The following is a 13,624-nucleotide window of genomic DNA, read 5'->3' as shown; positions in this document are numbered from 1 at the left end:
TTACGACTAATTAACAGCGATAGCTATCAAAGAATTGAAAAAGCATAATTTTTTTTAATTCATAATGAGACTTAGAGCACGTTATAATTCTTTAAAATTATAAAAAAAGGGTGCAAAATTGCACCCTCGTCACATAATTAGGTTGCTAAATCGTATCAGTGAAGTTGCTGATTTGGCTCATTATTTAACCCGATGATATCGGATTCAATAAATACATAGTGTGAGCCACAATATTCACACTCCATATCAATTTTCCCATCTTTGTGCAAAATATCCATAACATCTTCATGGGTTAATGTTGCTAAAGACGCTTCACAACGTTCACGTGAACAAGTGCAACGGAACTCAACAGATTGTGGGTCATATAGAGTGACATCTTCCTCATGATACAGACGATGAAGTACCTCTTTCACATCTAATTCGCTGAGCTCTTTGCCTTTGATAGTCGCAGTCAGTTGCACTAAGTGATCAAAAAACTCGTGGCTAGTCTCTCCTGCAGCAGGTAAAACTTGCAGCAACATCCCGCCAGCAATCGCTTTGCCATCTTGTTCACTAACGCGGATAAACAAGCGAGTCGGTAACTGTTCAGATTGGCGGAAATAAGCATCAATACTCTCTTCAATGCTGTTGCCTTCAATCGCCACAATCCCTTGATAACGCTCACCTTGTTTTGGTGTAATCGTGATGACAATAAACCCGTTACCAATCATTTGCTGTAACGTACTTCCCGCAACAACAGGGCCATCAACACGTGCAACACCGCGCATTTGTTGTAAGTTATTACCGTTAATCACGGCTAACTTAACTGGGCCATCACCTTGGATTTGAACGGTAATATCACCATCAAATTTTAAAGTAGCAGTCAGTAAGCTGGTCGCAACCAGCAGTTCGCCCAGTAGCATTTTGACAGCTTCTGGGTAATCATGATTTTCTAGAATATGATGAAAAGTCTCATCGACAGTAATCATTTCTCCACGTACCGCATGCTGTTCAAACAGAAAACGGTGGAGTTGGTCTTGTTTAGCCATAATTTCTCTCTATTACTCAGGCAGTCTATTAAGACGATTCATGGGAATTCGTGTGTTTAAATTTTAGCAGAGTCCGACGCTCTTTTTTATCGGGACGTCTGTCAGGATGTGGCATCGTGAGTGCATTCATCTTACGTGCCATCGCCATCTTTTCGCGTTGTTCAAGGCTTTCTACGGTTTCACGGTAGAGTAGCTGAGCTTCTGGTGCGCCTTTACGTTGATTGCTGATCTCGAGTACTTCGACAATCCGCTCATCATTTCCTTGGCGTACTTTTATCATCGCACCCAATTCAACAATTTTGCCCGGCTTACTTCTTTGCCCATTATAATGAACTTTTCCGCCATCAATCATCTCACGAGCAATTGAACGTGTTTTGTAAAAACGTGCAACCCATAGCCATTTATCAAGGCGAGCTGGCTCAGCGGATGATGGCTTTGTTGAAGATTGATTTGTCGATAACGGCTTCATGGTGCCTCCTCACACTTAGTTTGAATGCCAAACCAAAATGAGGCTCCATGGTCAGGGAAGGATAATACTATCTAGACTCGGAAGGATTATCTGCCTCATAGCATTTATCGTAATATTCAGTGATTTTACGCAAACGCCGTTTGTTATTCAAAACTCGAATAATAATTAATGTTCCATTTATCAAGGTACAAATGATCAAGAAGAAAACCAACATTGAGCGGCAGACATATTCTGATAACACATCTTCATCCAAGCGCTCATGAACCACCACTTGCAATGTGCCATTGGCATCTGTCGAAATGTTCGTGATAACCCCTTCAACATCAAACGGGGTATTAATCAGAATGCTGGATAAACGCTTTAACTCATACCATCGCTGGACTTGGTTCATTTCGCTCAGTGAACTCACTGGCATTAAGTCTACCAGCGGACGGTTTTCATCGCTGATCAACAACACCCCACCCGGTGGTGGACTATTGAGTTTACGAACTTCCTTCTCAAGTTCTTGCTTGATGAAATCATATGTGGTGTCTTCAACTAAGTTTTCCAAGGCATCAGCACTTCCTGCACGTAATAAAACATGCGCACCACTTAATTTTCCTGAAGACGCTTTATTCACCAACCCCGGCCAATCATCCACACTTCCACCCAAGTTAGACAATGCGCTTTTGAGTTTAATGCAATGATCTTGCTGATCACACAATGCGTTGGTTTTTAATATGATTTCTGAAAAATCGAAAATAATATTCATTCCAGATTTCATGATTTCACGCTGTAATCTTGGGTTAATTCCCGCGGCATCTTTATCTGGATGCAATTGGTTCTTTACGCTATTCAATAAATCGGTGGCTCGATTCACAATCTCAGATTGCGGCTCAGTAATCAGGTTAATATTATTCCAATACACACCCGAGCAATCGAAAGGTACAAACAACGCTTGGTTGGCATCATTCAAATTAGGTGGTCGATAACACATCCCCATTCCCTTCGCTGATAATGTATCTCCAACTCTAATTTTACGGGCGGTTAAATCTGAAGGATCAACGACACTGACTTTTTTCGCACCTTCAATCCACGCAAACCCTAATTTCACTGGCAAGCTAATCGATTGATAAGAAAACACCATCACCAAAACGAACAATGCACTGAAAAACATCAGCACATTCTTTTTAAATCGTTTATAGGGGTAATAGCGTTCCTCTTCATGAATAGAGAGACAACGACCGTATCGTAATACCTCTCCTGTCGAATAGAGATCAATATTGGTAGGGTGGCCTAATTCATATTTTAAGTAGGGAAGCCAATAGCTAGGATAGTGTAAGTCCACGCCCCCTATCGAAATGGTAGAAGAGTACTTTTTATCTAACTCTCCGTACAGTTCCCAGTGTTTGGCTTGCCCATAAATACATTGCACATCTTGATAGGGTTTAGGAAAAAGGCGTAAACGGAATAATAAAAACATCCCGAGGATAAACACCACTGCAGCTAGTGTCAGCCCCCATCCTTGAAAAATGGGAATAGAAACAATCGTCAGATAGCCGATAAAAAAACTGAGGCTTACCACGATCGCCCCTAACCACCCAGAAGAATTATGGAGTCGATGCTCCTCTTTACTTTCCTTACGCATCTTCAACAATTGAATGGTGTTCGGTTCCCCTTCATGGATATCAGCCTCAGGTTGAGACCTAGACTCCTCTGAAGGAACTTCCCATTCATAGCTAAATTCTTTCAATGAGTGGCTATTGAGAGCAACAATTAAAGGCAGATGATCCGTTTCCACAATTTCCATGACATTTTGTCGTTGTAAAAACGGTTCTAGTTGAGAAGGCAACTGCACTTCAATCGTATCAATAAAATAGCGCCAACCCTGCCCTTGCTCTTGACGCAAATTAAATCGCGTAATGGCATTGCAGATAGTGGCAACCGTGGCATTTTTTCGTATTTGCCATGCAGTTTGGGAAGACGAATGAAGGTTTTTAGATGCACTGTGATTAAGATACTGGGTGATAGTCTGGAAATCAGACTCAATCATTTTTTTAAACGCGGGTGTCGCTAGAGAGGGTATTTGATAGACACTAGAACGCCGTCCCCGCCAGAAAAACAGAACGGAAACCATTATAATTAGGCTAGCTATGATCAGAGCCAGTATAATGACGGTGTTTAGCATTTTTTTCTCAACAGAATTGTCTACCTAAAAAGCATAGCAACGTAATGCTTTTCACTATATAAGCCAATTCCTATTCTCTTCCAGTTTTTGTTTTATTTTACAATATGTTGTAAATAAAATGTTTTACTTATTAATCAGTCCGACTTTCATAAGTAGATTATACTAACAGCATTTTCTCCACCCTATACTCTCTATCATTTTTTTTTGATATGCGTCATAGTTAAAGACAATGTATGCTTGCCCTCATGGATCCCATTCACCTGATTCGGAAATCGTTATGACAGAGTTAAAAAAACCAAAAATCCTGAATATTCAAGATGTTGCTAAATCAAAATTATTCAGTATCCAATCTGTTGACCTCGAATTTAGTAATGGTGAAAAACGTGTTTATGAAAGAATGCGCCCCGCAAAGCGTGAAGCGGTTCTTATCGTCCCCATCATTGATGATCACCTGATTCTGATCCGAGAATACGCCGTGGGTATCGAAAACTATGAGCTAGGCTTCCCTAAAGGAGCTGTAGACCCAGGAGAAGCCCCTCTTGAGGCTGCTCAGCGCGAACTCAAAGAAGAAATCGGTTATGGGGCTCGCCAAATTACCCCTTTGGCAAAACTCACCATGTCCCCATCTTACTTTTCCAGCAAGATGAACATACTTATAGCTAACGACCTATTTAGCGAAAAACTTGAGGGGGATGAGCCAGAACCACTGCAACAAGTCAAATGGCCGATTGCACGTATGATGGAGCTCCTTGACCACCCAGACTTCAACGAAGCCCGCAATATTAGTGCGTTGTTTTATGTGGAACGTTACTTAAAGAATAACGCGAAATAACGCCACATCAATATTCAATTTATTCAACACCCTAAATAATTACACCCCATGCCAAACGGCGATGGGGTGCAGTTTATTTACGCTCAAAACAGCTCATTAGAATAGCTCTTGGCTGACTCCATTTTCCGTTGAAATGGTCGTTCCAACCTCTTGTACCGCGCGCTCTTTCGGCTCAGTTCCTTCGATAAAGTATTCACTACGAGAAGGTCCGCCGGATGAGAGTTTACCTGTACGAGTATCAATAGTGACTGAAATAATCCCTTTTGGCGGTTGCATGATTTTCACCGGAACACCGTCAAGGGCTGCTTTCATGAAGTCATCCCAAATCGGCTGAGCACTCTTCGCTCCCGCTTCACCACCACTTATTCCAGTACGGCCTAATGTGCGCTTGTTATCATCGAAGCCAATCCATGCAGAAGCGACAATATCGGGGCCATAGCCGGAGAACCACGCATCTTTCGAGCTATTCGTGGTACCTGTTTTCCCGCCAATGTCTCGACGACCACCCAGATCACGACCCGCACGCCAACCAGTACCTGACCAACCTGGCTCACCATAAATATTTGTTACCATCGCATCGCGAATTAAGAACGCCAGCGGTGTACTAATAACATGCGGGGCATATTGGTCTTCAGGGCTCTGCTGCTCTGCAGCCGTAGACAGTGCCATGGTTGGCTCTTGTTCCATCACATTATTATTCGACTGAGTTACTTCCTCTGTTGCATCTTCGCCTTCAGAATCACTCAACGCAATCGTACGTGCTGTATCCCCATAAATGACCGGAATATTTGTACACTCTGGGCATGCAATTTTTGGTTTCGCTTCGAAAATCACTTCATCGCTGTGATTCTCAATCTTCAAAATATAGTAAGGATCAACAAGGTATCCCCCGTTCACCATCACGGCGTAACCACGCACCATTTGCATTGGGGTAAATGATGGAGCGCCCAACGCCAACGCTTCTGTGCGGTTAATATTCTCTTTCGGGAAACCAAAACGCGTTAAATAATCCGCGGCATAATCCACACCCATGGCGCGCATCGCACGTACCATCACCACGTTTTTCGATTCACCTAAGCCTTGGCGTAGACGAATAGGACCCGCATAGCGCGGTGGTGAGTTCTTCGGACGCCAGTCTGAACCGGCGCCCGCATCCCAACGGCTAATCGGCACGTCATTGAGTAATGACGCTAACGTTAAGCCTTTATCCATCGCAGCGGTATACAAGAATGGCTTAATATTTGAGCCCACTTGGCGCAATGATTGCGTCACGCGGTTAAATTCACTCATATTAAAATCAAAACCACCCACAAGGGCTATCACTGCACCATCATTCGGATTCAATGCAACAAATGCCGCGTTCACATCAGGGACTTGTGCTAACCACCAGCTATCTTTAACCTGACGAACCCAAATTTGCTCACCCGGCTGCACAACTTTGTTCACCGCAGATGGCGTGCCACCTTGCTGAGTATCCGAAATAAACTTACGCGCCCAGCGCACACCCGCCATCGTAATTTGGATGTCCGAGCCATCCGCCAGCATCACTTTCGCATCGCTGCTACTTGCCGAAAGAACGACAGCCGGAACCAATGAGCCGTAGTTCGGTAATTTTTTCAGTTTCTCCAGGATTTTCTCTTTATCCCATGCGGCTTGGCTTCCACTCCATAACACTTCCGCAGGACCGCGATAACCATGGCGAATATCGTAATCTATCAAATTATTACGTACGGCTTCGGTCGCCGCTAACTGGTCTTTACGCACAACCGTGGTGTACACCTTATAACCATCGGTATAAGCATCTTCACCGTATTTTTCATACATCGTTTGGCGTGCCATTTCCGCTAAATAAGGCGCGGAAAAATCCACTTTTGGAGCGTGATAAGAGGCGACAATTTTTTCGCTTTTCGCTTGCTCGTACTGGTCTTGCGTGATGTATTTTTCTTCTAACATCCGCATTAGTACTACGTTACGGCGGTTAACCGCACGGTCATAAGAGTAAAGTGGGTTGAATGTTGACGGCGCTTTCGGTAGACCAGCAATCATCGCCATTTCACTCAACGTCAACTCATTGACTGTTTTACCAAAATAAACATAAGCGGCGGCCCCCACACCATAAGCACGGTTACCTAAATAAATTTTATTCAGGTACAGCTCCATAATTTCATCTTTGGTAAATAACTGTTCGATACGAATTGCCAAAAATGCCTCTTTTGCTTTACGCATCAAGGTTTTTTCTGGGCTTAAATAAAAGTTTCTCGCCAGCTGCTGAGTAATGGTACTCGCCCCTTGCGATGCATGACCCGATGAAGCCATCACAGTCACTGCACGGAAAATACCAATGGGATCAATACCGTGGTGCTCATAGAAGCGGCTATCTTCTGTTGCAATAAAGGCATGCACTAACATCGGAGGAATGTCAGCTAATGGCAATGGAATACGGCGTTTTTCACCATATTGGGCGATCAGTTCATTGTCTGCACTGAATACCTGCATTGGCGTTTGCAGACGAATGTCTTTCATTGTTGCGACATCAGGCAGCTCACCTTCGACATATTTGTACATGCCATAAATCGAGGCGCTTCCCAAAAAAATGCAACAGAAAACCAGAATTAAAAAATATTTTACGAACTTCACCGAAGAATTCCCATATGCAACTGACAGGCGGGTTTAGATATCACTACTGCATAGTATAAAGCTTATACAGCACAATAGAAAACGTAATTTAATTGTTAATGATAAGGATATTATGTATGTATTCACCAAAATGGCACATCGGAATTGAGCTATCACAGCACCACATTCAGTTAGTTGCAGTAAAAAAACATCGCAAATTCTGGTCGTTATGTGAATGCTGGCAACAAGCACTACCTTTTGACAGCGCATTGCATGCCCTTGATGAACACCGCGTAATTTTACGCAATATTCTGCGACAATGGCGTCAGAAATTACCTAAAAACTGTTCTGTTTCTATTGCGTTACCCTCATTGAGATCGCTCCAAAAACAAATCTCACTTCCCAACCAAATGAGCCTACAGCAACCAGAACTAAGCTGGTATTTACAGGCGCAAGTTGACCAACTTTTCCCCATGCAAGCTCAAGAGCTTGCTGTAGATTATCGGATCATTGGACAACAAGTTTACTTCAATGCCGCACGCCAATCTGATATTACCTTTTGGCAAGATTTATTACAGGAGAGCGGCTACCACTTGCTAGCTGTCGATATTGCCCCCATCGCGCTACGTTACCTTGCTCGGCATGCTCAGTTGCCTAACGAATGTTGGCTTGTTTACTATCGCCAAAACGAATGGTTTTGGTCAGGACCTATCAGCCAACCTGCAAGTTATAGTCATATTCAAAGCGATAATCCGGCTCAAGATAATCAGTCAGTGCACATTAACCAAATTCAATCCTTATTAACTGACGATCCTGAAGCCTTAAAATTACCGATTTACTGTATTAGTGACCACGATATTCAAGGCGTTGAATATCGATGGGATTTACTGCAAGCTTTTCATCAATACCCCATCAAATTACCCCGCCAATTGGGGGATTTTGTGATTGCCGCAGGGCTGGCTCTGCGTCATGGGGATCTTTAATATGTATCAGGTTAACTTCCTACCTTGGCGAACCGATAAGCTCACTCGCCAACGACGCTATTTTTTAATGGTGACGGGGATCAGCTGTATTTCTGTTATCGTTATCTTTGGTTATTTAATCAGTTTGCTTCTAGAGGATATATCGCAAGCCCATTTATACCTTGCAGCTCAACAGAAACATCAACAGCACATTGAACAGCTAAAGACACAATTACAAGCGCAACAACAACAGCTAGAAAAATTCACGCTTCAGCAAAATCAGCGTCAAGCCTATGCGCAACATAACCATGCCTTACTCAACCTATTAAGGTCGCTATCCAATCTCACGCCATCTAAAAGCTGGCTATCCTCCTTTCAACTACGTGAAGGTCGTTTAGAAATTAAAGCGCTCAGTTATCGCTTTCAAGACCTGAACTTACTGTTAACCCAATTTGACCAAGCACCCCAAGTTGATAACGTGCAACTGCGTACGTTACGGCGGGTTGCTGCCATTAACCAACTGCACCTTATTGCCGATTATCGAGGTGTCGTTGATGAATAAACACTTTGCCGCTTTTTGGTACCGCCCCCTTTGGCAGCAATATTTAACGATATCGTTGATTTTGGTGGTAAGCATTGCCGCTGGCTATACCTTCATATTGCAAGACAAGCAAAATCAATGGGTAGATTTACAACAAAACGGTTCTGTCTTGCACCGACAAAATCAAGTAAGTAGCCAGTTTTTCGCCCAAAATCCGACTCGGGTTTGGCTAGCACAGGAACTCGCTTCATTCCCTTCTAATGAAGAAATTACTTTAGATCCTCAGTTCTTTGTTCTGCACTTACAGCAGCTCATTGCAAATAACAATGTTGTCTTAAATCAGCTTCAGTCATCGGATCCGTTGAATTCTGAGTACCAACTTGAGATCCAAGGAAAATTTAAGGATCTCCTCGAATTTATGCAATCACTCACCCATACGCTACTCCAGCAACATTGGCAATTTTCTGACGTTATTTTGACGGCTAAAAATCAGCAACTCACTGCCAATTTATCGCTCTCATTTATCAAGGATGAACAACCTAATGAGCAACACTAATTTTTTCGTTCCCATATTAATGTTAATGCTATGCGGCTCTTTCTTCGGGTATGCCGAAACACCCCGAGACCCTTTTGAACCCATATCCCCAACAGAAGAAGATACCCAGCTCTTAGACACCATCATTCCACCTAAAGCGCCGGAAATAATTCTCACCGAAAAAATTTTTCCATTAGTCTCTATCGATGCTCAAACCGTTCATCAACAGCTCACGGAGCCTGACATGCGCCTACTATCCGATAAAGGCATCGCCCACTTTGATGTCACCACCAACAGTGTGATTATTACTGACACCAAAGAGCGCTTGACATTAATTGAAACATGGCTTGTTCAAAAAGATATTCCCCAGCAGCAAGTGCAAATCACCGCCCACATCATCAGTAGTTCGCGCACTGCTTTACAAGCACTAGGCTTAGAGTGGGGAATGCTAGGAGAGTCAGCGACTGATGGGCACCATAGCCGCTATAACCGTTACAGCAGCCAATCAGGGCAAATGGCATTGAATGTATTACAGCTCGGGGAAGGCTTACTTGAAATGAAGCTGAACGCACTAGAAAAAGAAAATTTACTGTCGATTATTGCGAGCCCACGCTTGGTGGCATCCCACAAACAGCCCGCCAGCATCCAACAAGGCAGCGAAATTCCCTATGTCACCACCTCCGATAAAAAAAGCCATGTCCAGTTTAAAGATGCGGTATTAGGTATGGAAGTCACACCAACCATTGCCCGAGATGACAGAGTGGAAATGGTATTAAAAATCAGTCATAACTCCCCAGATGCCGCTCTCACTATCAATCCCAGCCAACATCTGGCCATTAATAAACAAGAAATAGCAACCTCTGTCACCATTAAAAATAATAATACGTTAATACTTGGCGGTATTTTTCAACAGAAGCAAGAAAAAACGGATTCAGGCATCCCATTTCTTTCACAAATTCCGCTATTAGGGAGTTTATTTATCAATAAGACACAACACGTTGATAAACGTGTTTTACTGGTATTTATTACACCAAAACTTATTAAGATTTAGCGTAAAAAATAACGCCTATACATTCAATTAGTTGAATGTTTAATTCCTCAAAGTACCGTGAAATTATTACTTTTTGTGCCATAAACATACCGGATAAATTTGACGCTGAGGTCGTTTTAGCATACAAGGTTATCCATTGAGTGTTCTAACTATCGGTAGATGAAAGAACAAACTATCAGCCGCTTATAAAATAGCTACAGAAATTTTGCTTTATAATTAACAGGTTCCATTCATTTAGTAGAATAAACAACCTGCTAATAAGCTCGCTAAACAGTGCATTATGTAATGTAGACGGCTCAAATATATAGAAACCCGCAACGAAGAATATGGCACTTTGTTTTCTAAGTGCCATATTTATATAGTTGCAATTCAGGTTGATGTATTGAGATAATTTTCTTATCTGATCTCACATCATCACTTATGAGGTTTCAGTTTAGGTCCCGCCGCTAATTCGATTGGCGGGGCGGGTGATCATTAACGAATAATCGTAGTAATACCAAAAAACATGGCAGAGAAACGCAATATCTTTCTGGTTGGACCAATGGGAGCCGGAAAAAGCACTATTGGTCGTCAGTTAGCTCAACAGCTTAATATGGAGTTCTTTGACTCCGATCACGAGATTGAAAAACGCACCGGCGCAGATGTAGGTTGGGTATTCGACCTAGAAGGTGAAGAAGGCTTTCGCGATCGCGAAGAGAAAGTCATCAATGAACTCACTGAAAAGCAAGGCATTGTCTTAGCGACAGGTGGTGGCTCTGTTAAATCCAAAGAGACGCGTAACCGCTTGTCCGCTCGTGGGGTTGTCGTGTATCTCGAAACCACCATTGAGAAGCAACTATCCCGCACACAACGTGATAAAAAACGCCCTCTTTTACAAGTGGATGAGCCCGCTCGCGAAGTTTTAGAAAAGTTAGCCGATGAACGCAATCCTATGTATGAAGAGATAGCGGATATAACAATTCATACTGATGAGCAAAGCGCAAAAGTTGTTGCCAACCAAATCATTGAAATGTTAGAAAAAAACTAATTTTTATACATCAGAAGTCATGAATTCAAGGTAAAGCAAGATGGAAAAAGTCACTGTTACTCTGGATGAACGCAGTTATCCAATCAATATTGCACCTGGTTTGTACCAAGGAAAGGATGCATTTTGGCCACTAACTGCGGGTCAGCGAGCAATGATAGTGACTAACGAAACTCTCGCTCCGCTTTACCTACATAAGATCCAAACCGTCCTTGAAGCCTCAGGTGTCAAAGTCGATTCCATCGTCTTACCTGATGGCGAACAGTACAAATCTTTATTCATCATGAATGATGTTTTTACGGCATTACTCGAAAAGCACCATAACCGTGACACTACCCTCATCGCCCTTGGTGGGGGAGTAATCGGTGACTTAACTGGATTCGCAGCAGCCAGCTACCAGCGTGGTGTGCGCTTCATTCAAGTTCCTACGACGTTACTCTCCCAAGTGGACTCTTCGGTTGGTGGAAAAACCGCTGTTAACCACCCTTTGGGTAAAAATATGATCGGGGCATTTTATCAACCGGCATCTGTCGTGATTGACCTTGATTGTTTAAAAACCTTACCTAAGCGCGAACTCTCTTCTGGTCTGGCCGAAGTCATTAAATACGGCATCATTCTTGATGGTGAATTTTTTAGCTGGTTAGAAAAAAATATCGATGCGTTAATGGCATTAGATAACCAAGCCATGGCGTACTGCATTCGCCGTTGTTGCGAGCTGAAAGCACAAGTGGTCGCCGCCGATGAAAAAGAAACCAGCGGGCTACGTGCACTATTAAATTTAGGGCATACCTTTGGTCATGCTATCGAAGCCGAAATGGGCTACGGCGTATGGCTCCATGGAGAAGCTGTTGCTGCTGGTATGGTTATGGCTGCAAAAACCGCTGAGCTGATTGGTCAATTTACCTCGGAACAAACAGAACGCATCATCGCCCTTTTAAAGCGTGCCGAGCTACCTGTTACTGGTCCTGCAAAAATGCAACCTGATGACTATTTACCTCACATGATGCGAGATAAAAAAGTCATGGGAGGCAAATTGCATCTTATCCTTCCAACCACTATCGGTAATTCAGAAATGCGTTCCGATGTGGATGCCTCAACAGTCATTGCCGCTATTTCGGCTTGCATGCCATAAATCATTACTGAACTAAGTAAAAAGCATTAATTGGCTTCTGAATATTTTCAGGGGTTTTAAAATGTTACTGGCAGATATCAACTAAAGCCGTTAAATTATACGCACGCCTAGCACCTATAACGAGTAACGAAGTAAGGTGGTCGCAATCTCATTGAAATTGGAATGAAATTGCTAAACAATCTATTCTTTAAAAGTGAGCAGAAGCAATTGCTTAGTCGTGAACAGGTCGTAATGATAAGAGACATTTTATCTCTACACAGGCGAACTAATTTCGGGAGAGGAAAATGGACGAATTTAAACCAGACAATCAGCCTCAAGTGCAGAATGATTTAAGGCCTGATACATCAGATAGACCAACCGGACGTGCGCGTCCTGCTGCGGCAGCTAAGCCAAAAATTGCGTTATCACGTCAACACATCATGATCGGTGTCGGCGTTTTAGTGCTGCTGCTACTGATCATTGCAATCAGTTCCGCATTAAAAGCACCAACAGAACATGAGAAATTACAAAATGATAGCGCTAATCAGCGTAATATCGATTTATCAGGTTCTTCATCACTGACCAACTCAGATACTCAATCCACAACGCAACCTCAAACAGGTCAAGCGCAAGAGTTAAATGGTCAGCAAATTAACCCAATGCCAACTCAAGCAGACACTCAGACCCAACAAAATGGTCTTGGTGAACGTATTGAAATTCCTGGTGATGTTGCCGATGCTCTCAACCAAGGTCAAAACCTGCCGTCTGAAAGTACCACGACGCCACCACAAAATGTGACACCGTTGACGCCTCCGCAAGTTAAATCTGTGGAAAAACAGCCAACAGTAAAACCAGTCACACCAGAGAAAACGCAACCAAAAGCGACTAAGCCAGTTGAACAAAAACAACCTGCTCAGCCAAAAACAACCACTAAGCCTGCAACCAGCACAAGCCAAGGTGGTAGTACCGTTGCAGCACCCTCTGGAAGCTATACATTGCAATTAAGTAGCGCAAGTCGTTCAGATACACTGGAAGCTTTCGCAAAAGAGAATAAACTTGCTAACTATCAAGTGTATAAAACCATTCGTAATGGTCAGACTTGGTATGTATTGATCCACGGAAATTACAGCTCAGTGAGCGAAGCAAAAAGTGCAATTGCGTCCTTACCAGCCGCAGTGCAAGCGAAAAAACCGTGGGTGCGTAATATGAAACAAGTTAAACAGGATCAAAAATAACAACGTTTTTCCCCGGGCGCATAATGTTGTCCTGAAAGAGCCGCCAAGTGGCG

The 13,624-nt window shown here is 43.0% G+C and carries 12 protein-coding genes; 8 read left to right on the top strand and 4 right to left on the bottom strand.

Going from position 1 to position 13,624, the window contains the following annotated elements; genetic code table 11:
* Nucleotides 1–155: 155 nt before the first annotated feature.
* The 3 genes from hslO to GKR48_RS05190 form a co-directional block, all read right to left on the bottom strand.
* Nucleotides 156–1,028, bottom strand: coding sequence for an Hsp33 family molecular chaperone HslO (hslO, locus tag GKR48_RS05200; protein WP_154627295.1), 873 nt, complete (start codon nt 1,026–1,028; stop codon nt 156–158).
* 28 nt (nt 1,029–1,056) lie between these two features.
* Complete coding sequence (gene hslR, locus GKR48_RS05195) at nt 1,057–1,497, bottom strand: ribosome-associated heat shock protein Hsp15 (protein ID WP_154627294.1); 441 nt, start codon at nt 1,495–1,497, stop codon at nt 1,057–1,059.
* 67 nt (nt 1,498–1,564) lie between these two features.
* A complete protein-coding gene (locus GKR48_RS05190) occupies nt 1,565–3,664 on the bottom strand; it encodes an IgaA/UmoB family intracellular growth attenuator (protein ID WP_154627293.1) in 2,100 nt (699 codons plus the stop codon).
* A gap of 277 nt (nt 3,665–3,941) precedes the next feature.
* Here GKR48_RS05190 and nudE point away from each other — a divergent pair, with 277 nt between their 5' ends.
* Nucleotides 3,942–4,496, top strand: a complete 555-nt coding sequence (gene nudE, locus GKR48_RS05185) for an ADP compounds hydrolase NudE (protein WP_108479672.1) — start codon at nt 3,942–3,944, stop codon at nt 4,494–4,496.
* A 96-nt stretch (nt 4,497–4,592) separates the two neighbouring features.
* Here nudE and mrcA read toward each other — a convergent pair whose 3' ends face one another.
* On the bottom strand, nt 4,593–7,133 hold the full coding sequence (mrcA, locus tag GKR48_RS05180; RefSeq protein WP_272521967.1) for a peptidoglycan glycosyltransferase/peptidoglycan DD-transpeptidase MrcA: 2,541 nt from the start codon (nt 7,131–7,133) through the stop codon (nt 4,593–4,595).
* Between the two features lie 116 nt (nt 7,134–7,249).
* On the opposite strand from mrcA, the gene pilM reads away from it, so the two are divergent.
* From pilM to GKR48_RS05145, 7 genes are all read left to right on the top strand, one after another.
* Nucleotides 7,250–8,095, top strand: a complete 846-nt coding sequence (gene pilM, locus GKR48_RS05175; protein ID WP_154627291.1) for a pilus assembly protein PilM — start codon at nt 7,250–7,252, stop codon at nt 8,093–8,095.
* A gap of 1 nt (nt 8,096) precedes the next feature.
* Entirely contained in the window at nt 8,097–8,636 is a 540-nt protein-coding gene (locus tag GKR48_RS05170) for a PilN domain-containing protein (protein ID WP_154627290.1), read from the top strand.
* Nucleotides 8,629–9,171, top strand: a complete 543-nt coding sequence (locus tag GKR48_RS05165; RefSeq protein ID WP_154627289.1) for a hypothetical protein — start codon at nt 8,629–8,631, stop codon at nt 9,169–9,171. The genes GKR48_RS05170 and GKR48_RS05165 overlap by 8 nt, the downstream gene beginning before the upstream one ends.
* The gene (locus GKR48_RS05160) at nt 9,158–10,201 is read left to right on the top strand and encodes a transporter (protein ID WP_154627288.1); all 1,044 of its coding nucleotides are present in this window, start codon (nt 9,158–9,160) and stop codon (nt 10,199–10,201) included. Before GKR48_RS05165 ends, GKR48_RS05160 begins: the two co-directional genes overlap by 14 nt.
* 505 nt (nt 10,202–10,706) lie before the next feature.
* Nucleotides 10,707–11,228, top strand: coding sequence for a shikimate kinase AroK (gene aroK / locus GKR48_RS05155; RefSeq protein WP_036950109.1), 522 nt, complete (start codon nt 10,707–10,709; stop codon nt 11,226–11,228).
* A 40-nt stretch (nt 11,229–11,268) separates the two neighbouring features.
* Nucleotides 11,269–12,357 carry a 3-dehydroquinate synthase gene (aroB, locus tag GKR48_RS05150; protein WP_154627287.1) on the top strand — a complete coding sequence of 363 codons (1,089 nt, stop codon included), beginning with the start codon at nt 11,269–11,271 and terminating at the stop codon, nt 12,355–12,357.
* Between the two features lie 284 nt (nt 12,358–12,641).
* Entirely contained in the window at nt 12,642–13,571 is a 930-nt protein-coding gene (locus GKR48_RS05145) for an SPOR domain-containing protein (RefSeq protein WP_154627286.1), read from the top strand.
* Nucleotides 13,572–13,624: the final 53 nt, after the last annotated feature.

Origin of the sequence: Providencia sp. wls1943 (genome assembly GCF_009706275.1) — a bacterium.
Classification (GTDB): domain Bacteria; phylum Pseudomonadota; class Gammaproteobacteria; order Enterobacterales; family Enterobacteriaceae; genus Providencia; species Providencia zhijiangensis.
Note: the sequence above shows the minus strand (reverse complement) of the source record. Positions and strands in the feature narration are given on the sequence as shown.

Excerpts from the sequence above, each read along its gene's own strand:
- hslO (WP_154627295.1), bottom strand. The coding sequence starts at position 1,028 with ATGGCTAAACAAGACCAACTCCACCGTTTTCTGTTTGAACAGCATGCG.
- hslR (WP_154627294.1), bottom strand. The coding sequence starts at position 1,497 with ATGAAGCCGTTATCGACAAATCAATCTTCAACAAAGCCATCATCCGCT.
- GKR48_RS05190 (WP_154627293.1), bottom strand. The coding sequence starts at position 3,664 with ATGCTAAACACCGTCATTATACTGGCTCTGATCATAGCTAGCCTAATT.
- nudE (WP_108479672.1), top strand. The coding sequence starts at position 3,942 with ATGACAGAGTTAAAAAAACCAAAAATCCTGAATATTCAAGATGTTGCT.
- pilM (WP_154627291.1), top strand. The coding sequence starts at position 7,250 with ATGTATTCACCAAAATGGCACATCGGAATTGAGCTATCACAGCACCAC.
- GKR48_RS05170 (WP_154627290.1), top strand. The coding sequence starts at position 8,097 with ATGTATCAGGTTAACTTCCTACCTTGGCGAACCGATAAGCTCACTCGC.
- GKR48_RS05165 (WP_154627289.1), top strand. The coding sequence starts at position 8,629 with ATGAATAAACACTTTGCCGCTTTTTGGTACCGCCCCCTTTGGCAGCAA.
- GKR48_RS05160 (WP_154627288.1), top strand. The coding sequence starts at position 9,158 with ATGAGCAACACTAATTTTTTCGTTCCCATATTAATGTTAATGCTATGC.
- aroK (WP_036950109.1), top strand. The coding sequence starts at position 10,707 with ATGGCAGAGAAACGCAATATCTTTCTGGTTGGACCAATGGGAGCCGGA.
- aroB (WP_154627287.1), top strand. The coding sequence starts at position 11,269 with ATGGAAAAAGTCACTGTTACTCTGGATGAACGCAGTTATCCAATCAAT.
- GKR48_RS05145 (WP_154627286.1), top strand. The coding sequence starts at position 12,642 with ATGGACGAATTTAAACCAGACAATCAGCCTCAAGTGCAGAATGATTTA.